We start from the raw sequence: 20,318 nt of genomic DNA, 5'->3' as shown, positions 1-20,318 counted from the left end.
GGCCTGACCGTTAGCGGCGATCCGAACCTGCACCCTGATGGTCAGGGGCGGGCCGGCGTCGTTGATCCCCAATCCATCGATCCCTATCGGGACGGACGGGTCAAGGCCGGTATCTGGGATCGAGCCGTCGACCGATGCGGGCGGTGACTCTGTTCGCTGCGGCGCTCCTCGGTTACGGCGCCGCATCGGTTCTCGGCGCTGCCCGGTCATGAGGTCGGGGCGACGAAGACGGCCACGTCTTCGTGCTGGATCAGCCACTGCGGGTCGCCGGCCGTGATGGCGTCGCGGACATTCTTCTGCTGGAAGAACGACGCGCGGGGGATAATCACGCCGTTGCGGATGCCGCAGATGGGTGCGATGCACTGCTCGACCAGTTCGAGTCCGGCGGCGAGGCCGGCGGCTTCGACCATGCCGGGGATGTCGACGAGTTCGCCGGCGCGGCGGTATGGCCGGGCGGTGACCACGACGTGACCGCCGGGGCGCAGCAGCGGCAGACAGCCGGCGAGGATCTGGGTGAAGCCGTCGGCCAGTTCGCCGTGGCTGCGGTAGGCGAGGTTGTCCGCGCCGCCGTACTTGTGGTGGATCTTGCGGACCTTGCCGCGCCTCGGCCCGGGGGTGCGGGCGTGGCCGTGCGTGGACGGCCCGTACGGCGGCGAGGTGAGCACCAGAGCGACGCGGCCCCGCAGGGCGGCCGGTAGCAGCGACGGCAGCGTGGTCGAGTCCCCGGTGTAGATGTCGCCTCGGCCGGGTGCTGCGGCGCGCTGGGTGTGGCGGATGTTCTCGGCTGCGGCGGCGGCCCATTCGGGCTCGTACTCCACGCCGATGCCGTGGCGGCCCAGGTGCATGGCCTCGACCACGGTGGTGCCGATGCCGGCCATCGGGTCGAGCACCACGTCCCCCGGGCCGGTGTAGGTGCGGATGGCGTAGCGGGCGATCGTCGGCGCCATCTTGCCGGGATGCCGCATCGACTCCGGCGTGTACCGGCCCTGGCGCAGGAACCGTGACGCGGTCTGCAAGGTCAGCCACACCGAGCCCAGGTAGCCCTCGGCGACCAGCGCCCCCATCTCGTCACCGGCAAGGCCGGCGTCGGGCAGGTCGAGGCCGGTGTGGGCAGTGAACTCGAACGGTGCACGCGGGTCAGCCACGGCCGACCTCCTCAGCGGTCGCGGTACCGGCGAACACGAGCACGTCTCGGAAGGTGGGCAGGTGACGGCCGGCAAGCAGCCGCCGCCCGTCGTCGGTCTCGCCGGGCCGTTCGGGGTCGACGCGCGGCTCCTGGTCGGGCAGGGCGACCAGCACGGCCGGGAGGTGCTGCTGATAGTGCTGGCCGGCTTGCTGCGTTTCGACGGCGTCGGGCACTACTTGTCGGCGGACGCCGAGCGCGCGGCGTTGGAGGCTGAGCTGGCCGCGTACCGTGGAGTGCTGCGCCAGGCCGGAGTTGCTACGCCGGTGTGACCGCAGGTGGCAGGTTGGCCCTGGCATACTCGACCACGTCCCGCACTTCGGCCACGTCCGCGTACGGCTGTAACTCGGCCATCATCAACACGACGCGGTGCGCGCTGCGGAACGACCTCACGCCCGAGGCGTGGTCGATGGCCCGCCGGGCGACCACGCTGGCGTGATCGACCTGTCCAGCGCGAGCGAGCGCGGAGGCGTGCAGGGCGGTGTCGATGGCCAGACGGCGGGCGCGGTCCGGGGTGAGCAAGGCGATCGCCCTGACGGCTTGGCGTTGCGCGAGCTCGTGCAGTCCGAGGTCGAAGAAGCAGTGGGCCTTCTCGTCGGCGAGATCGGCTTCGCCGAAGTAGGCGATCCATCCGGGTTCCTCTGACGGTTTGCTGCGGGCCAGATCGGCGTCGACCTGCAGCAGCGCGGCAGCGCATGCCGCCTCATCACCGCGACGCGCATGGGCCCGCGCCAGCACCGTGCGAAACGCTGCCCGCACGGCGGGGGTGGCCTCGGTGGCGGTGCCGTGCAGGGCAGCGGTGGTGAGGCGGATGGCCTGGTCGGGGTCTCCGCAGTGCAGCGCGAGGTGGGCGAGACTGACGGCGATGAGGTAACCGCCGTAGAGCCGGTCGCCGTTCTGCGTCATGATGCGCAGCGCCCTCAGGTAGTGCTGCTGGCCAAGACCGTCGAGACCGAGGTCCACCGCCTCGTAGCCTGCGAGTTCGAGGAAACCGCTGGCCACGTTCGGATCGCCGTCGGCCAGGACGTCAAAGTCACGGCGAAGGAGGTCCGCCAGCACCGGATAGGTGCTGCCGGCACCCTGGACATGGTCGGTGGTGCGAAACTGGCGCAGCATTGCAGCAGCCGTCGTCGTGTCCCTATCGGCGACTCGCACACGGCTGCGGGGTCCGGCCGGGGCGAGCAGCCAGTCCAGGACCGGACGATCGGTCGCTTCGCCGCGAAATCTTTTCGTCTGATCGTTGGTGTTCCGGTCCCGGCGCAGGAACCTCTCCCGTTCGATCATCGGCAGAGGCCGGGCCAGCGCGCCACCGGCCCCGAACACCGTGTCGCAGCCCTCTACAAACTCGCGAGAGGGGATCCGCTCGGCGCGCTCGATCTTGCGAATCAGGTCTCTATGGACGAAGAGCAGGTCACCCAGGTCAGATTGGGAAAGCCTGCGTGCGTTCCGGAGCTGCCGCACCTGGGCGCCGAAGTAGTCGAGCACAGACCTCGCCGGCACCAGACTTCTTGGAGCCTGCCCCATCGCCATCACCACCCCTCGATGTCACCTATGGCGATCAAGAAAGTACTGATTGTCCGCGAATGGGGTCCGTAACACAACAGCACCTCGAGGGACCCGGCCGATACCGCTGCCGACGCCGACCTACACCGCACGCACGACCACTGGGTAGATCAGGGCTACCTGCCTTCGTAGTTCCCGACTGCCGCAGCGGTGTCGGCGAACCCGAACGGGTGCTGCTCGCCGCTTCATTGTTTAATTGAATCCGAACGTGGCGTCCACGTCGGATGACGCGGACGCATGGCGGAGGCGGTATATGAACAGGCCGATTCCAGGGCAAGCGCCTGGGCTTCTGGTTGTGGTCCGCTGCGGGGCAAAGGGTTGTGGTAGGGCGCTTGCCAAGGTCGAACGCATCGGCCCGATTTTGTCCGGCGACCCCATCGCCTTGCTGATCTCCTCCTCTGCCATCGGTGGCGGCTACCGCACGGAGGCGGCCGTACCGGCCGACTATTCGGGTGAGCTGAAGATCGCGGTGTGCCCTCGGCACTACCAGCGAGTCGATCCAGAGGACGGGACCGTTGTACGCGCTCGCGCACCCGAGCCCGGAACGACGATTCCACGGCTGGCGGGGATTTGGACGGGAACGATGTCGGCCGACCTGCTGCGTGAACCGATCGAGCGGGCGCAGCGAACCGGAGCAACGCAACAGCTGCGCGTGACCTGAACCTGATACTCTTGCGGCGTCAGGCCCCGCTGCGGATGCGGCAAGATACCGGTCGAAGTCGGGCGCGATCGGATGAGCCCGAACAGGGAGCATCCGCGTGCCCGAGAACAAGTCCGACCTGAGCCCCCGTTTCAAACTGATCTTCTCGACAGTGACGGTGTTGACCATGTTGTCGCTGATCTTGAGCGTTCTTCTCGCCGTCTTCGGCGGCGAGACGGAGCAGGTGAGGGCAGCCGCCGAGGCATGTTCCACGACCTACAAGATGGGCTTTGGCGCGATCGTTGGCCTTGTCGGTGCCAAGGTGATGTAGCAGCTCTGGCGCGCCGTGCGCCCATCACATCGCGGGCGCTCGGCACACACCGTCAGATACGAGGTCATGCGTGAGGGCTCAAGGCCCCGCCTGAGTACGGCGTGGTCTTGAGCCCGGCTTGATCCGGGGGTGCGATCTGGGCCGTTCAAGGCGTTAACGCGAGGATGCCCCCGACCCGTTCGGGGCATCCTCGATCGTCTACTCGAACGCGAAACCAGCTTCCACGATAAGTAATCGGTCGCTCACATTGTGCGTTTGCAGTTCTGTGACGTACCCCGGCAGGATTCGAACCTGCGTTACTGCAAATAGGGTGGAGCGGACACTCCAGATTCGGATATAGCTATCATAGTGGGACAAAGCGTAGCGAAATCTTGATGAGCTGTTATTGCAGGTCGGCGCTGTTGAAGTCATGTCGCAGATCTGCAAATCGATGCTCGGTTCGACAAGCGCTACCGCGGTGGCTCCGCCTGAAGGGGGCTCCCGTATTCGTTGTGCTGGAGATCGGGGCGGTGCTCAGACCACCAGCACAGGATCTCGAGGATTGCTCTTGCCTGGAGCGCGGCGAGCCGCTTGCCGCGCTCCCCGTCCACGGTGGAGATCTCGAACTCGACTTGCAGGCGCTCCTTGGGCATTACCCCACGATGCCAGCAGCCGTCGGGATCCCGCGGCGTCCACAAGAGTGACGGCCGCCCGTGCTTGCTCAAGGTGATGTGTGGCGGGGGTGGCCGCCAGGACGGCTGTAGTTCCCGATGCGCTCAGCCTTCGGCAGAGGGTTTATGTCGGTGGGTCTCTATAGGATCCATCGCACGCCGTCCGGTGACAGCACAGGGAGCATGGCCAGTGAATGCACCAGTCCGTAGGCGCCAGTCAGCAAGTCCCGAACCGACGATCGTGCCGATGGCCCGTCTCGCGGACCGAGTGCTCACAGGCGAGATCGTGCTGCCCAAGTACCAACGGGCGTTCGTCTGGGGATCGCAGCAGGTGCTAGAGCTGCTTGACTCAGTGCTTCGTGACTACCCGATCGGGAGTTTGCTTCTTTGGGAGACCACCGAACAGCTCGCCAGCGAGCAGACGGTTGCCGGTCTCGCCGTCGAGCCGCCACGTCCGGGCCGCATGATCAGATACATCCTGGATGGCCAACAGAGGCTGGCAAGTGTGCTCGGTGCGCTACACGGAGGCACAGGTCTCTGGGACATCCTTTACGACCTGCAAGAGGAGCGGTTCTTCCAGCGGGTCCCGGAGACGCCAGAGGCTCCGCACTTCGTGCCTATGCAGTCGGTCAGTTCGGCATCCACCCTCTTCGGACAGGTGGCGGAGCTTTCCCCCGACCTGCGTGAGCGTGCCACGCACCTGTATGAGCAGTTCACCAACTACCTGGTCCCCGTTGTGACCCTCGCCCACATGTCGGCGGAGGAATCGGCACGGGTGTTCGTACGGATCAACAGCACCGGCACGACGATGAACATCGTCGACGTAGCGCGAGCCGGCACCTGGAGTCCGGACTTCGACCTCAAGGACGAGATCGACTCCCTGCTCCAGGTCTTAGACAAAAAGCGTTACGGTCGTGTTGATACCAAGACCATGCTCCGAACGATTGCTGTAGCAGCTGGGTTGGGGTTCTCCACCAAGGACATCAATCGCTTGAGGGAGTTGGACAAGCCCCGGTTGCGGGAGGCCGTGGCGGCGGCCGCGAAGGCTGCGGAGAGAGCGGTCGACTTCCTCAGCACGCAGATCCGCACCCCACATGCGGAAGCGCTGCCTTACTACAACCAGTTTGCCGTGCTTGTTGAGGCTTTCCGGCAGCTGCCGAAACCTTCGTCGGCACAGTACGACGCGTTACGCCGTTGGTTCTGGCTGACTGCGAGCAGCGAATACTTCAAGGGCTGGAGCGAAGCCCAAATGCTTGCGGACCTCCAGGCAGTCACCGCGTTCGCTCAGGGGCACGCCACCGGGATCGACACGGCGGCAGCCCTGCCGCGCAGCGCTTTGTGGCGTCACAGCGCCTTCTCCAAGCGAAACGCCCCTAGCAAGCTCCTCGCGCTGATGCTGGCGTACGAGGAGCCGCTGGACCTGGTTACCGGTCAGCGGATCGACGTAGGCAGAGCGCTGTCCTGGCAGAATGACAAGGAATTCCACCACTTCTTCCCTCGGGCTTTCCTACGTTCACGAGGCGTCAACAATGCCCGAGCCAATGTGTGCGGCAACTTGGTCATGCTTAGTTCAGTCAGCAACATCTGGGTATCCGACCGGCCTCCGTCGCAATACCTGCAGGACCTGGCCGACATCGAAGGTGAGCCAGCGCTTCGGCGGCGACTGAGCACGTGCTTGGTGGAGGAAGAGGCATACCAGGCGGCGCTGCGTGACGACTTCGACACATTCCTTCGCGTACGGGCTGAGACGCTGCACCGACGGCTGATGGGACTCATAAACTCGGCGGCCGAGGTGCCGAACGTCGAGGGCACTGATGGCGCCGGGGCGGTGTCGAATGAGGACCGTACCGACCCGGAGCTCGACACGGACCTACTAGACGACGAACCCGTCGACCGTGACTCGGCAGACTGAGGAGGTGCGCAGGCGTGCGCATCGCCGATCTGCCGGCCGTCGACCGGCCACGGGAAAGGCTCCTGAGCCGGGGCCCGGAGGCGCTCTCCGACCGTGAACTGCTGGCTTTGCTGCTCGGTTCCGGGAGCGAAGGCTGCGATGCCGTGGAATTGGCGGGACAGCTCATCGCCCGGCACGGCAGTCTGCACGAGCTGTCCCGGGCGGACGCGCACGAGTTGGTCGCTGCACTGCCCGGCATCGGCCCGGCGAAGGCGGCCCGGGTGGCGGCGGCGTTCCAACTCGGCCGTCGGGCGGCACCCGCGGACCGCGGCAGTCGCCAACGAGTACGCGGATCCACGGACCTGGCCGCAGTTGTAGCACCTCTGCTGGCTGGGCTGCGACACGAACGCGTAGTCGTGGTCGTCTGCGACAACGCCGGCATGGTCCTGCGCACGGCCGTGCTCACCGAAGGCGCTGCCGACCGCTCCCTGTTGCCGGTTCGAGACGTCCTGACCTTGGTGCTGGCAGCCAGCGGTACGGCGTTCGGAGTGGCGCACAACCACCCCACCGGCCGAGTGGAGCCCAGTGAACCCGACCGCCTCGCTACGGCCCGCCTGGCGGCAGGAGCAAAAGCGGTCGGGCTCAGGTTCCTGGACCATGTGGTGGTCGCTGACCAGGAGTGGCGCCGCGTGGAGCACGGATAAATACGCCTTTTCAGGTGGTTACAGGCGCCCTGTGAAGGCTGCTTCGAGAAGGGCTTCCTGAAGGCTAGCTATATGCGCGGTTTGCTCTTCTCCAAGCTCGGCGGTGCGCCTGACCATGGTTAGTTGCCGAGCGATACGCCGTTGCTCGGATAGCTTCGGAAGTGGGACTTCCGTTGCCAATAGTCGATCGACATTTACGCGTTGCCGTCTCGAACCCATACCAGTGCCCTTATCTTTCAGGGCGTCGTGAAGACCGGTCCATCGAGCCAGGTGGCTCATGTATTCGACATCGGCCGCCGATCTATCTATATCGAAAGTCGGAAACTCATGTGAAACGTGAACGCCTTCGAATTCCGGTGGAACCACGGCGAGCGAGCCTTCCCAGCCGAATAGCTTGCTGTATACAAACTGGCCGACGTGCAGCCGATTGTATCGAGGGTACTTCGTGTCTCGGCCCATGATTGCCGGGCGATGGAACAAACCTCGCCCGCGATTAAACATACCTGCAGTTGAATAGGTGACCTCGGGGTTCACTTCCACGAAGTCGCTATTCGCCTGTAGCGCGGCCGAAAGTGGGGCGCGGTCGAGAGGTTGTAGCAGCGCATCCATGTACTGCTGCGCGATTCGACTGGATCGCGTGCGCAGGGTTTTAAACTGTGCAAGAAGCGACGCCGTCGCGTCGAACTTGTCGGAGATGCGGCGCTGCTCGTTCACAGTAGGGAGCCGAAGGAGCTGGCGCTCGAAGTTCGAGATGCCTAGGGTTCTGTTACGACCGGCTGAGCCCGGAGATGCTTCGCGAATCGTCAGGAGGCCGGGCCCGCCGTAGAAATAGCGTAGAAGGTAGCGCGGGTCTGCTTTCTCGGTGTCTACTCGATATGTCATGAACCTATGTGACCCGATCTTCCCTGCCTCTGTCTCTGCCGCGAGGGCAACAGCGCCTTCCCAAGCGAAGACGTTGCTGAAGAGAAGATCTCCGGGCTGGATATAGAAAACTCTCTTAGCGCCTAGCTCCTCGCCGGATACGGGTGGCTTGTGGAATACGCCGTTGCCAAATGAGCGAATGCCGATTTCATGGTACAGGCCGTCGGGACTCACGTCGACTGGTCTACGAACAAGCGTCATGATCTCGCCGACACGGTACTCGGTGAGCTTCATGCCAGCTCTCCCAGCCCTTCACGTAGTTCTTCCAGCAGGCCGAGGATCTCGCGCTCCGTTTTAAGTAGTTCGTCCACGAGTTCCTGGGGTGTCCGGTGGTCCAAGTCCTCGCCGACGTGCGGGTTGGCGATATCGAGGTTGTAGCCGGCCTTCTCGATATCGGTGGCAGAGACCTTCCAGGCGTGGGAGCCTTCTTCGCGGCCTTCGCGCTTCTCTCCGCCCCACCACTGCACACAGGGCTCGAACTCTTCGACCCGCATCGGCTTAGTCTTGGTGTAGCCGCGCCGACCCTCGGGAAGCGGAATTTCGTAGAACCAGACCTCCTGCGTCGGTATACCCTTGTCGAAGAAGAGCAGGTTCGAGGGGATCTGCGTGTAGGGCGCGAAGGCACCCTGGGGTAGACGGACGATAGTGTGCAGGTTGCACTCCCTCATCAGCTTCTGCTTGATGCGGGCCCCGATGCTGTTCTCGCCGCTAGCGAAGAGGCTGCCATTGGGTAGAACGATTGCGCAGCGACCACCCTGCTTCAGCTGATCCAAGATCGCGTGAAGGAACAGCCACGATGTCTCCTGGGTCTGATAGCCCTTAGGGAATTTCTCGACGACGGAGCGTTCTTCTTCGCCACCGAACGGAGGATTGGTCAGCACCACGTCGACCCGATCCGCCGCTGTCGCGTCACGCATCCGCAGTAGCGCGTTGTCCCGGACTAATTGTGGTGCGCTGATCCCGTGGAGTAGGAGGTTCATGCTGGCCAGCAGGTAGGGCAGCGGCTTCTTTTCGATACCCTTGATGCTGGCGTGCAGCCGCTGGCGCTGGGAGTCTGTGTCCACCGCCCTCAGCTCCTCGTAAGCCTGCACCAAGAAGCCGCCCGTGCCGCAGGCCGGGTCAAGGATGGTTTCTCCATGCTTGAGGAAGGACTGCTGCACCATGAAGCGGTTGACCGGTCGGGGGGTGTAAAACTCGCCAGAGTCGCCAGCAGCATCGCGCATTTCCTTGAGGATTGACTCATAGACGAACGCCATGGTGTGGATGTCGTCGGAGGAGTCAAAATGAATCTGGTCGACCAGGTTGACCAGATCACGCAGGAGGGTTCCAGACTGCATGCGGTTGCTGACGTCCCGGAAAATGGTCGACAGGACGTTGCGTGGATCCTCGGCGTCACCGTCGGCACCCTTCAGCGCGGCAAGGTAGGGGATCAGTTCGTCGTTAACGAACTTTTTCAGATCATCGCCGCTGAAGTCCTGGTCCGCCGCCCAATCCTGCCAGCGGTACGGCTCCTCGATGAGTGCAGGGCGCTCAGGGCTGATAACCGCTCGCTCTTTTTCGACCCGCTGGTCGAACGCCTTTAGGAATAAGAGCCAAGACAGCTGGGGAAGTCGGTCGAGATCGCCGTTGAGCCCGGCATCCTTACGCATGGTGTCGCGCGCCGACTTGATGAGGGACGCGAGCCGGGCCCGCGACGTCGTGGCCGTGGCCGCCTTCGGAGGTGCCATCTCAGTCTTTCTTCTCCGGGTGAGCGATGCGATGAGTGCGAGCGGTGGCTCAGAAGCCACGCGCTAGTTCGAGCGCGGCCTCGAGCCGAGGTGAAGCCGCGTCAGGCCGTTTGCCAGCGCGGGGTAAAGGTCAGTCCAAGCGGGCGGCGGATCGGGAAGTGTCTGCGGAACCGGATGCGTCGCCCAGACGGCGAAGACGTGCCGTACGGTGTCAGCCACGGCTCCATCGGCTTCCATGCCGCTTTCAACTAGCAACACCAAGTCCACCAGGTCTTTGACTCGAGTGTTGGGACGATCGCGATAGTCGCGGGTGAACGCGTGAAGCTTTCTCTGCGAAGCGCTGACGGCGGTCCTCGGCCTCGATGTCCCTCGGTGGCGTGCCAGCGAAGGCCAGAGTGTTGGGCAGAGCCAGCCGCTCAGTGCGGGTGATCTCCTCTCCGCGCGTGACCACGTCGACGCGCACGGTGGTGAAACTTCGTCCGGCTAGCCGGCTCTCGATCGAGAACCGCCAGCCGCCGCGGCCGGCGGTGCCCGCTCTTAGTGGTGCCGGTGAGGACAATTGGAAGAGGAAGCCATCGCCGTCTTCGTCAAACGCGAGCGCATCGAGGAGAAGACTTCGTACCGCCGGACCGTCGAGGTCGGGCTCATCGGCGGGGCAGGCCGCAAGGTCCATGTCCTTGGTGGTGCGAGCGCTGGCTCGTAGTCGGAACTCCAGCGCCGCACCGCCTTTGAGGATCCAACCGGCCGTCGAATCTGCGGCAAGGCGGGTGGCGATACGGTCGAAGACGACTAGGCGCCGGCGCCGGGCTAGATCAGTGCCGGCGTCGGTCGCCTCTTGCATCAACCGCGCCTCCAGAGCCCGCCGCAGCGCGCTGGCACTGTGATAGCGCTCGGTCACGGTGTCTCCCGCAGGGCTCGTTCGACACCGAGTTCCGCCCGGGCACCGAGTCGCTGGGCAGCGTGGAGGAGGCGCTGGCGGGTGGTTAGCCCCCGGTCGAGGGCGTCGACGACGGCGGAGTCTAGAACATCTTGATCCACTTGTGCGGCGGCGCACTCGACGATTGCGCGGACGGGTGTCGTGACCCGGACACCATCGCGCTCTTCGACGTCGTCATCGACAAGGGCGGCGCGGTGAAGGACCACCGCACCATCCCTACGGCGGAAGCCGGGCGGAACGGTGAGATGGATCTCTGAAGGATTGGCTGCGCCGAGGTCGTGGACGGACAGCGCGGTGGTGTGCGATGCGGCAGCACGCCCGCTGCTCCATAGCGCCCAGCGCACTAGGTGATCTTGGTCGCTGCCCGGCAGCGAGTCGAACTCCCGGAAGCGGTAGATGCCCCGGTCGACGATATTCCAATTCCCACGCTGCGCGTGGTATCGCTGCGCCTGGTATGAGTATCCCGCTTCCCGCGCCTGTGCAGCGGTGAAGTAGCCGCGCTGCCCGCTGGCAATCCGCCAGAGGGCAGCGCGGGCATCGGTACGGTCGCGGATCACGCCGGCCACTCTAGCAGGCGCTAAACTGAAAGTTATTTTTAGTTTGGTGTCTTAGGCGTGGCTTAAACTAAATCTTTCTTTTAGGAGGCCTCGAGGAGGCGACGCCCCAAGTCATCGATGGCTTCATGGAGCGCCTGCGCGCCGCCGAACCGGTTCGCCAGCTCGACGACGGTTCCCAAGTCTGTGAACGGGCGAACCGCCAGGGTTTCTGGCTTGAGCTGCGGTGAGCCATGCTCGGCGAACTTCAGCAGCATCTCCTCCAACACCTGCCGAGCCTCCGGCTGGAACGAAGCCAGGAAGCCCCGATGCTCGTGCAGGAACCGGTACAGCCGCTCCTCGCGGCTGACTAGGGGCAGCCCCCAGGCGACGTTGAGGAGTAGGTCGATCGGGTCGACGTCTGGACTGCCGAACTCCGCGGGCAACTCCTCGGCCTCGATGTCGGCGCGTCGCAGGATGGTCATGAGCTCACGCCGGCTCTTGGCGGTAGCCCACTGCGAGCGCAGCTTGTCCGGCGCCAGATCAAGTTCCAGAACGCGGTCGTGGACCCATTGCTGGATGGTCACCAACCTCATCGTCCGGCCGTCCGTGTCCAGTTGATAGCGCCGCTCACCCCACTTGTAGACCTGGACGCCGTTGACAACGTAGCGCCTTCCGCGTGCTCGGATGCGGTCGACCTCGTCCGGGTCGTCTACTGTCGCGTCCGACGGTTGCGGCTCTAAGGTGCCGCCAGCTTCTTGGGTGTATTCGTTCTCCGGTTCCGCCACCGTCTCGGCGTCGACCGCATCGCCGTTGGCTGACTCGGGCTCGCTCTCCAGCAAGCGCCCCTGATCGTCGGTGATGTCACGAACGACCCGCAGCGGGGGGCCATCGAATCCAGGGTCATTGAACAGCCGCGTAGCCTCGACAAAGTCGATGATGTCGAAGGAGCCCTTGCCGATCACGGAGCACAGTCGAGTGCCGCGGCCGATCGTTTGCTTGAACTCGGGCATCGATGCGATACGGCGAAATAGCACGATGTTGCGAACAGCCGGCAGGTCGATGCCGGTGTTAAGCAGCTTCGACGTCACGGCGATCACCGGTTCGTCGGAGTCGTCCTTGCGGAACTCGTCCAGCAGCGCCCGACCGGGCGACCCATCGGCATCGGTGATGCGTACGACATAGTTGCGTCGCGCGCTCACCTCTGCCTGAGCTGCATTGAACAGCGCATTACGCATGCGCGCAGCATGGTCGTTGTTCTCGCAGAAGACGATGGTCTTGCCGTGCTTGCCCTCCTCCTCGGTCGAGCGCAGGTAGTCGATGACGTACTGAGCCGCCGCCTCCGTACGCTCCAGGATCACCATGATGCGCTCGAAGTCCTTGGGGCCGTAGATGCCTTCTGGGATCTCGTTGCCGTACCGGTCCCGTTGCCCGGGGGTGGTCTGGTAGCCCTCCATGTCCACGTTGAGGCGGACCCGGCGTACGCGGTAAGGGGCGAGGTAGCCATCCTCGATGCCGTCGGCCAATGAATAGGTGTAAACAGGATCGCCGAAGTAGTCGAGGGTGTCGGCGTCCTTCCGGCTAATCGGGGTAGCCGTCAAGCCGATCTGCGTCGCGGGGGCGAAGTGCTCCAGCACGCGGCGCCACTGCGAGTCGTCTCGGGCACTGCCTCGGTGACACTCGTCGACGATCACGAGGTCGAAGTAGTCCGGCTCATAGCGGCGGAACAGCTCTTCCTCGTCGCCCTTCTCCAGAGCCTGGTACAAGGCGAAGTAGATCTTCCGGCCTCGGACCGGTTCTCCGCTGATCTTGTGTACGTCGTCGGGTCCGAAGACTGGCAGGAAGTACCGGTCCTTGGGGTCGTCGACCAGCATCGAGCGGTCCGACAGGTACAGCACTCGGGGCTTTCGTCCCTCGACCCAGTTAGATCGGTGCAGCTTGGCGACCGTCTGAAGGGCCACCATCGTCTTTCCGGTCCCAGTCGCCAGTACGAGAAGGATCCGCTTCTGGCCGCGAACGATGGCCGCAAGCGTTCGGGCCACTGCCACCCGCTGGTAGTAGCGTGGGCGTTTGGCGGTGTTGTCCGAGTTGCGCAGGGTGTGGTCGTAGGGTGCCTTCAGCAGGTCCCGCCCTACGGTGGAATCTGCCTGTAGATCACCCACATAGCGGGCCCACAACTCGTCAGGAGAGGGGAACCGGTCGATCTCGCGGATGGCAGGAGCGCCGCCGCTGTAATCGATCTCTACGATCTGGTGGCCGTTCGTAGCGTAGGCGAAGGACAGCCCTAACTTCGCGGCGTACCGCCGCGCTTGTTCCACTCCGTCGTTGGCGTTGATGCGCCACCGCTTCGCCTCGACGACGGCGACCGGAACGTCGGGCGCATACTCCAAGACATAGTCCGCGATTAGGGGATCACCTTGGGCATGGCGCTTAGGCGTCGGCGTCAGCCGTCCTTCATTGATCCGGAACTGCGGTCGGATTTGCTCGTTGGTCCAGTGGGACGCCTTGAGGGCTGGCATGACGAACGCCCGGCAGGTCTCGTCCTCGTTCATCCCGTGGGTGGCTGTCACCGTACGTACGGTAGTACCACACCTGACTGACTGCCGTCCCTCACGAAGATGGGCGAATCTACCTTAAAACAGACTCAACGTCATCGAGGGTGGACTGGTGAGCGGCTTAGATCCGCCAGTTGATCTGGCTTATTTACAAAATTGAAGGCCCCGGACTTCAGTCCAAGGCCTTCGGGAGCTATTGAGTAATCTTGAAGACAGCTTCTACAGTCAGTGACTGACTGATTACGCCGTGTTCTTGCAGTTCTGTGTTGTGCCCCCGGCAGGATGCCGACCTGCGCTTCCGCAACTAGTCAACGATCACCGATCAGGTGACGCTGACCCGGTGTGTTAGCCGGACGGGGCGTCGCAGGTCTGTTTTGGCTCCTGCCGGGGGCACGTGGCTTCTCAGTAGCACGTGGCTTCTCAGGGACGGCGCCGGATCGATGAGATCGGGGACGAGAGCCGCCGCCGGATCCTGGACGCGGCCGAGGAGCTCTTAGCGGAGCGCGGGTTCGACCGCACGTCGTTCGTCGACATCGCGGAGCGCTCGGGCATCAGTCGCGGCTCGATCCCGTGGCACTTCAAGAACAAGGACGGCCTGGTGATGGCGGTCGTCGAGCGCGCGGTCACGCGTCTGATGCCGGCCGAGCGCTGGCCCGGCGCGCCACCGAACGACTCGGCGCGCGGGTCGCCGCCCGCCTGCGCGAGACCGTGCTCGGCGCGACGCTCGGGCTCCCCGCGCCGGTGCTGGAGAACGCGGGCAGCGGCGACGTCTCGTCCCGGGTCACCGAGGACGTGGAGAACTTCGCCAGCGCCGTACCGCTGATCACTCAGGTCCTGATCGCCATGATCACGGTGGTGGTGGCGGCACCCGGCTTCCTCACCCTCGACTGGCGGCTCACGCTGGCGTTCGCCGCGGTCTTCCCGGTGTACGCCGTGAGCCTCCGCCTCTACCTTCCACGGGCGGCCCGCCTCTACGCCCGGGAGCGCGCGCTCGCCGCGGAACGCGGACGGGTGCTTCTGGAGTCGTTGCGCGGACGCGAGACCGTGGCCGCCTATGACATGGCGGACCTGCAGACCCGGCGGACCGCGGCCGTGTCCGGGGAGGTGCTCGGCGTCGGTCTGCGGGCGCTGCGCCTCTACGTCTGGTTCAGCAAGTCGATGAACGCTGCCGAGGCGATCGGGCTCGCCGCGATCCTGCTCACCGGGTACTGGCTGGTCCGGGCCGATCTTGTCACGGTCGGTGCCGCGACCGCGGCCGCGCTGCTGTTCCACCGCCTGTTCACGCCGCTCGGCACGCTGCTGCTGTCGTTCGACGAGGTGCAGCGGGCCGGGGCCGCGCTCGCCCGGACCGTCGGCGTCCTCCTGGTGGCGCCCGCACCGGCCGGCACCACCCGCGCGCCCCGTGGTCCGGTACGGGTGACCGTGACCGGGGTGCGCCACACGTACGACCGCGAGGTCCTGAAAGGTGTTGATCTCACGATCGAAGCGGGGACGTCGCTCGCGCTGGTCGGCGCCAGCGGTGCCGGCAAGACCACGCTCGCCGGCATCATGGCAGCGACCCGCACGCCGACGACCGGCCGGGTGACGCTGACCGACGCGGACGGCCCGGTGACCGTCACCGCGCTGGACGCCGGCGTGCTGCGCGACTGGGTGTGCCTGGTGTCCCAGGAGACCCACGTGTTCACCGGCACGATCCGCGACGACCTCACGCTCGCCGCCCCCGGCGCGGACGACGCGCGCCTGCACACCGCACTGGCCGCGGTCGGCTGGACCCGCGGGCTGGAGCCGGCCGGCGCGCTCACGCCCGCGGAGTCCCAGCAGCTGGCGCTGGCCCGCCTGCTGCTGCGCGACCCGCCGGTGGTCATCCTCGACGAGGCGACCGCCGAGGCGGGCAGCGCGGGCGCCCGTGACCTCGACCGCTCCGCCGAGGCCGCCGTCCGGGGGCGCACCGCGATCGTGGTCGCTCACCGGCTGAGCCAGGCCCGCGCCTGCGACCGGATCGCCGTCCTCGACGACGGCCGCGTCGTCGAACACGGCACCCACGACGAGCTGGTCGCGGCGGGCGGGGTCTACGCCCGCCTCTGGAAGGCCTGGTCCTGACCGGCCTGGCCTGACCGGCCTAGTCCTGACCGGCTTTGTCCGGTCCCGCGCCCGGTGTCCGGAACACCCGTCCAGAATTGCCGGGTCGGCCGGTTCAGGACGGGCTGAATTGCCTGGTCAGACCGGGTTCGCAGGTCGGTACGCTCCGCGGAATGGAACGTTCGGGGGGCCTCGTGGACGAGGACGCAACCCAGGTCATCGAGGCGGTCAAGCCGGCGCGCAGACGCGGGCGATGGGCACGCGTCCTGATCTTCGCGGTGGTGACCGGCCTGGTGATCGCGGGCGGTGCGACCGCGGCCACCGCGCTCTACGTGAGCTCGGTGGAGCGCAGCATCGAGAAGGTGGACGCGTTCACCGAGGTCCCGGAGGAGTCCCGGCCGGTCAAGGAGGAGGTCGCGGCGGACGCGCTGAACCTGCTGCTGCTCGGCAGCGACTCGCGCGACCCGGAGAACACCACCGGCTCCCGCAGCGACACGATCATCGTGGCGCACCTCCCGGCCGACCGCTCCGGCGCACAGCTCATCTCGATCCCGCGCGACACCTGGGTGCACGTGCCCCGCTCGGCCGACGGCCGCAACGGCGACACGGACGCGAAGATCAATTCGGCGTACGCCTGGGGCGGCATCCCGCTGATGGTGCGGACCGTGGAGGACTTCACCAAGGTCCGGATGGATCACGTGGTGCTGGTCGACTTCGGCGGCTTCCAGCAGATCGTGGACGCGCTCGGCGGCATCGACATCGAGGTCGAGCAGGACTTCACGTCGATCCACGAGCCGTTCCGCGAGTTCACCGAGGGCACCATGCACATGGACGGCGCCACCGCGCTGGACTACGCCCGCCAGCGCTATCAGTTCCAGGACGGCGACTTCGCCCGCATCCGGCACCAGCAACAGGTGATCAAGGCGATCCTGGACCGGGCGGCCTCCGGCGGCATGCTCTCCAGCCCCGCCGCCGTCAACGACTTCGTCAAGGCCACCGCGAACTCGGTCTCGGTCGACCAGACCCTCTCGATCCTCGACCTGGCCACCCAGATGCGCAACGTCCGCGGCGGCAACCTCACGTTCCTGACCACCCCCACCACCGGCACCGGCCGGGTCGGCGACCAGAGCGTCGTCCTCGCCGACGCGAAGGCCGCAACCGCGCTGTACGACGCGGTCCGCACCGACTCGGTCCCCGACATCCTGGCCGCCGCCCGGAAATAGGCCGGCAGCCGACCGCGCCTGCCGGCCTGCGGATCGAGGCCGCGAGGCGATCGGGACGCGGAGATTCCACCGCGCCCTAACGGCTGCGGCGGTTTCCCGGACGCCGCGCGCCTCGCGCCTTGCCGCGCGGGCGTCCGCCCTTGACTTCCGCTTGGCTACCGCCACCGGCATCAACAGCCGGCTCAGCCTCGGTAACCGCCGCAGCCTCGGCGACCGGCTCGACGTCGGTGATCGGGCCCGCCTCGGTGACCCGATCGGACTCGGTGACCGGGCCGTCGTCGGTGACCGGGCCGTCGTCGGTGACCGGCTCGGCCTCGGTAACCGGCTCGGCCTCGGTAACCGGCTCGGCCTCGGTAACCGACGCGACCTCGGTAACCGGCTCGGCCTCGGTAACCGACGCGACCTCGGTAACCGGCTCGGCCTCGGTAACCGACGCGACCTCGGTAACCGAGTCGGACGACACGGCACCGGCGGGCGCTGTCGTCTCAGCATCGGCCGCGGACTCACGGCTCGAATCCACGGATTCGGCGCTATCCGCCTCGGCAGCCGCGTCCGTCACGGACGCCGGCTCTGCCTCGGTACGCACGGGAACGTCGGCGTAGGGCCCCGCCTGGCCCGCGGACGGCAGCGCGGAAGTGGATTCCGCGCCGGCGAGCTGGCCTTCCCTACCGGTGGGCGCAGGATTCATGACCGTGCCGGCGGACGTCGGGGCGCCGGCTGCCGGCTCCACCCCATAAGCGGCATCGACGACGGTGAAGTCGGCGACGGCGGTATCTGGGTCAGCTACGTCGGCCGCAACGAAATCGGAGACGAAGCCCGCCGCGGCGGAATCAGCGGTGACCTCGCCCTCGGAGGCAACGCCGGCCCCGGGATCGGGCGTGGAGTGCGTCGCGGGATCGGAAGCGACGCCGGCTGCGGGATCGGGGGTGGAGAGGGCCGGTGCGGGGGCGAGGGATGGCTCCGGCGGGGGTGTGGCGGCGCGGGTGATCGCGGTGAAGGGGTTGGGGGCGGCGATGTCGATCTGGGCGCCGAAGTAGCCGACGAGCAGCGTGAGCGCCAGCGGGTATGAGTCCCAGCCGACGACGCCGGCGAGCGGCAGGCCGGGGGCGACGCTGATCAGGAGGCGGGACGGCAGGTCGGCGCCGCGGGTCACCCAGGTGCGCCGGGCGGCGGCGATCAGCACCAGCAGCACCGGCGCCCAGAACAGCAGCGTGCCGGGGAGACCCAGCTCCGCGGCGCCGCGGAGCACGACGTTGTGCACGTCGCCGGTGCCGGCCAGGTCGCCCGCCCCCACTCCGAGGAGAAGGTGTGCGCCGGCCGCGACCGGATCCGTGCCCGGCCGTGTGATCAGCCACGGCAGCGCGGCCACGGCGAGCAGTCCGGCCAGCGCGAGGATCGCCACGGTCCCGCGTCGGCGCGCACCCGAGCGCCACTCCAGCAGCAGGAACAGCACGACCATGGCGAGCGTGGCGGCCAGCAGTGCCCAGCTGCGGGCCAGCCAGACGCCGGAGAACGCGGCGGCGAGCGTCGCCCAGGTCCACCAGTGGCGGCGGGGCAGCGTGAGCGCGCAGAGGCCGGCGAGCAGGAACAGGCCGCCGGGGGCGCCGGTGAGCGCGACGATCGGCAGCTGCGCCCAGGCGGTCAGCGCGACGGCCCAGGCGAGCACCGGCGGCCGCTGGTCGCCGTCGGTGCGCAGCAGCCGGACCTGGGCGGCGGCCCAGCCGACCGCGAAGCTCAGGCCGGCGAGCCCGGCGTAGAGCACGCCGGTGATGGCGAAGCGGCCGTGCACGAGCAGGCCGATGACCAGCCAAGCGACCAGCGGGAGCCAGGGCAGCAGGCCGCCGGCCAGGCGGCGCGGCATGCGCACGGCCATCACCGCGGCCGCGGCGAGGAGCGCGATCGCGGCCGGGTAGACCGCGCCCGGCATCGTCGGCGGGACGAGGCCGAGCGTGAGGACGACCGCGCCGAGCACGACCGTGGAGCGGTGGTCGATCACGCGGCCGGGCAGCGCGCTCAGACGAACCGTGGCCATGTCTGTCCGTTCTTCCGGGGATCGAAGACGCCGACGCCGGCCACAGTATCCGCCCGTCAGATGCCGGTGGTGTCCCGGATGCCGGCGGCGATCCGCCGGAACTCGTCGTTCCATGCGACATCGGCGGTCATCCGCATCACCACCTGGCGGTCGGCCGAGCCGGCGCGGTAGTAGCCGATCATCACGATGCCGTACCCGGAGGTGCCGTTGAGTTTCTCGGTCTCCGCGATGGTGATGTTCTTGCCGGCGAAACGCCAGTTCGCGCCGAACGCGTCCTCGGTGGCGCGCAGCGCGGTGCGGCGGGCGTCGTCGCAGGGTGAGCCGCAGTCCCGGGCGATGATCTCGCCGCCCGCGACCAGCGCGCCGTTCTCGACGTAGCCGCAGACGTGCCCGGCGCCGCTCTGCTTGCACTTCCAGTTCGACGGCATGCGCACGTCGAAGCCCAGCCCCGGCAGCGTGTAGAGCTTGGTGGGGTCGCCGCTGCCGTACTCCGGCCAGCCCGCCGGCCAGGTGCCGGTGTAGGGCGGCTCGATGCCGGGCCGGACCGAGCGGGCCGGCACGGTGAAGTCGGCCGGGGCGGCGTCGCCACCGGCGGCGGGCGCGTTGCCGGCCGGCGCGGGGCCGGCGCCACCCGCGGCCGGCGCGCCGGCGGTGGAGGCGGCCGTGGACGGTGTGACGGTGCCGGCCGACGCGGTCGCGTTCATCGAGCCGGGCGACAGTGACGCTGCCTCGGCCGACGTGCTCGCCGGCACGGGTGACGGGACCGGACCGGCCGCCTCGGCCGGGGCCGGGGAGTCGCCGCCGAGCCGGGTGACGCCGACGACCACGCCGACGCCGACCAGCAGGACCGCGACGCCGGCGGCGATGCCGATCCAGAGCCGGTTGCCGGGCTTGCGGGCGGCGGTGGGGGAGCCGCCGAACGGGTCCTCCGCACCGGCGCCGAAGTATGGACGCCGGGGCGCGCCGCCGCCGAGCCCGAACGGGTCGTCGCCCATCTCCATGCTCGTCTCCGACACCGAGCCGGAGACCGGCGTGCCGAACGCGGGGGCCGGTGTGTAGGTCCGGCCGAGCGAGGCGAAGACGCGCTCGGCGCCGGGCTCCTCGGCGCCGTCGAACGCGACCCAGGGCACCGCGGCGGTGAAGTCGGCCCCGGCGTGCGCGGTGCCGGCGTGGCCCGCGAACGCGTCCCGCCAGCGCTGGTCGCCCGCGGCCTGTGCGTTCAGCACCGCCACGGTGACCGGGAGTCCTGTCTCCTCGTCGACGGCCGACCACACCGTGCCGACGTCGCACGAACCGAGCTCACCCACCACCCGGTACGGAATCTCCGGCGCCATCGACCTGCCTCCCCG

16 protein-coding genes and 2 pseudogenes are annotated in these 20,318 nt (G+C 67.1%); 8 read left to right on the top strand and 10 right to left on the bottom strand.

The annotated features are described in order from the left end of the window. Nucleotides 1–206: 206 nt before the first annotated feature. Nucleotides 207–1,064 (bottom strand): TRM11 family SAM-dependent methyltransferase, encoded by an 858-nt coding sequence (locus tag J2S43_RS37480; protein ID WP_306839721.1) that lies wholly within the window; start codon nt 1,062–1,064, stop codon nt 207–209. A gap of 142 nt (nt 1,065–1,206) precedes the next feature. Here J2S43_RS37480 and J2S43_RS37475 point away from each other — a divergent pair, with 142 nt between their 5' ends. Next, the gene (locus tag J2S43_RS37475; RefSeq protein ID WP_306837334.1) at nt 1,207–1,455 is read left to right on the top strand and encodes a hypothetical protein; all 249 of its coding nucleotides are present in this window, start codon (nt 1,207–1,209) and stop codon (nt 1,453–1,455) included. Here the strand turns inward: J2S43_RS37475 and J2S43_RS37470 are convergent. Then, the gene (locus J2S43_RS37470) at nt 1,442–2,668 is read right to left on the bottom strand and encodes a helix-turn-helix domain-containing protein (RefSeq protein ID WP_306837332.1); all 1,227 of its coding nucleotides are present in this window, start codon (nt 2,666–2,668) and stop codon (nt 1,442–1,444) included. The genes J2S43_RS37475 and J2S43_RS37470 overlap by 14 nt on opposite strands. 331 nt (nt 2,669–2,999) lie before the next feature. On the opposite strand from J2S43_RS37470, the gene J2S43_RS37465 reads away from it, so the two are divergent. After that, entirely contained in the window at nt 3,000–3,407 is a 408-nt protein-coding gene (locus J2S43_RS37465; RefSeq protein ID WP_306837330.1) for a hypothetical protein, read from the top strand. Between the two features lie 97 nt (nt 3,408–3,504). Then, nucleotides 3,505–3,717, top strand: a complete 213-nt coding sequence (locus J2S43_RS37460; protein ID WP_306837328.1) for a hypothetical protein — start codon at nt 3,505–3,507, stop codon at nt 3,715–3,717. A 449-nt stretch (nt 3,718–4,166) separates the two neighbouring features. On the opposite strand, the gene J2S43_RS37455 is transcribed toward J2S43_RS37460, so the two are convergent. After that, a complete protein-coding gene (locus J2S43_RS37455) occupies nt 4,167–4,349 on the bottom strand; it encodes a hypothetical protein (RefSeq protein WP_306837327.1) in 183 nt (60 codons plus the stop codon). A gap of 265 nt (nt 4,350–4,614) precedes the next feature. Between J2S43_RS37455 and J2S43_RS37450 the strand changes: the two genes are divergently transcribed. Then, nucleotides 4,615–6,279 (top strand): DUF262 domain-containing protein, encoded by a 1,665-nt coding sequence (locus tag J2S43_RS37450; RefSeq protein ID WP_306837325.1) that lies wholly within the window; start codon nt 4,615–4,617, stop codon nt 6,277–6,279. A 14-nt stretch (nt 6,280–6,293) separates the two neighbouring features. Next, a complete protein-coding gene (locus J2S43_RS37445; RefSeq protein ID WP_306837322.1) occupies nt 6,294–6,962 on the top strand; it encodes a JAB domain-containing protein in 669 nt (222 codons plus the stop codon). A gap of 18 nt (nt 6,963–6,980) precedes the next feature. Here the strand turns inward: J2S43_RS37445 and J2S43_RS37440 are convergent, their stop codons facing one another. The 5 genes and pseudogenes from J2S43_RS37440 to hsdR form a co-directional block, all read right to left on the bottom strand. Further along, a complete protein-coding gene (locus J2S43_RS37440) occupies nt 6,981–8,117 on the bottom strand; it encodes a restriction endonuclease subunit S (RefSeq protein ID WP_306837320.1) in 1,137 nt (378 codons plus the stop codon). After that, nucleotides 8,114–9,610, bottom strand: a complete 1,497-nt coding sequence (locus J2S43_RS37435) for a class I SAM-dependent DNA methyltransferase (protein ID WP_306837318.1) — start codon at nt 9,608–9,610, stop codon at nt 8,114–8,116. Before J2S43_RS37435 ends, J2S43_RS37440 begins: the two co-directional genes overlap by 4 nt. Before the next feature lie 63 nt (nt 9,611–9,673). Beyond that, nucleotides 9,674–10,451, bottom strand: a pseudogene (locus J2S43_RS37430) (nucleotidyl transferase AbiEii/AbiGii toxin family protein). Between the two features lie 53 nt (nt 10,452–10,504). Next, complete coding sequence (locus J2S43_RS37425; RefSeq protein ID WP_306837315.1) at nt 10,505–11,104, bottom strand: type IV toxin-antitoxin system AbiEi family antitoxin domain-containing protein; 600 nt, start codon at nt 11,102–11,104, stop codon at nt 10,505–10,507. Nucleotides 11,105–11,184: 80 nt separating this feature from the next. After that, on the bottom strand, nt 11,185–13,650 hold the full coding sequence (gene hsdR, locus J2S43_RS37420; RefSeq protein ID WP_306837313.1) for an EcoAI/FtnUII family type I restriction enzme subunit R: 2,466 nt from the start codon (nt 13,648–13,650) through the stop codon (nt 11,185–11,187). Between the two features lie 397 nt (nt 13,651–14,047). On the opposite strand from hsdR, the pseudogene J2S43_RS42390 reads away from it, so the two are divergent. From J2S43_RS42390 to J2S43_RS37410, 3 genes and pseudogenes are all read left to right on the top strand, one after another. Further along, nucleotides 14,048–14,185 (top strand): annotated as a pseudogene (locus J2S43_RS42390) (helix-turn-helix domain-containing protein); the annotation flags it as partial. A gap of 20 nt (nt 14,186–14,205) precedes the next feature. After that, nucleotides 14,206–15,735: an ABC transporter ATP-binding protein gene (locus J2S43_RS37415; RefSeq protein ID WP_306837311.1), complete on the top strand. Its 1,530-nt coding sequence runs from the start codon at nt 14,206–14,208 to the stop codon at nt 15,733–15,735. A gap of 152 nt (nt 15,736–15,887) precedes the next feature. Continuing rightward, nucleotides 15,888–16,937: an LCP family protein gene (locus tag J2S43_RS37410; RefSeq protein ID WP_306837309.1), complete on the top strand. Its 1,050-nt coding sequence runs from the start codon at nt 15,888–15,890 to the stop codon at nt 16,935–16,937. A 76-nt stretch (nt 16,938–17,013) separates the two neighbouring features. On the opposite strand, the gene J2S43_RS37405 is transcribed toward J2S43_RS37410, so the two are convergent. Beyond that, nucleotides 17,014–18,969 carry a hypothetical protein gene (locus J2S43_RS37405; RefSeq protein WP_306837307.1) on the bottom strand — a complete coding sequence of 652 codons (1,956 nt, stop codon included), beginning with the start codon at nt 18,967–18,969 and terminating at the stop codon, nt 17,014–17,016. 56 nt (nt 18,970–19,025) lie between these two features. Continuing rightward, nucleotides 19,026–20,303: a hypothetical protein gene (locus J2S43_RS37400; RefSeq protein WP_306837305.1), complete on the bottom strand. Its 1,278-nt coding sequence runs from the start codon at nt 20,301–20,303 to the stop codon at nt 19,026–19,028. Between the last annotated feature and the right edge of the window lie 15 nt (nt 20,304–20,318).

It is taken from the genome of Catenuloplanes nepalensis, from assembly GCF_030811575.1.
Classification (GTDB): domain Bacteria; phylum Actinomycetota; class Actinomycetes; order Mycobacteriales; family Micromonosporaceae; genus Catenuloplanes; species Catenuloplanes nepalensis.
Note: the sequence above shows the minus strand (reverse complement) of the source record. Positions and strands in the feature narration are given on the sequence as shown.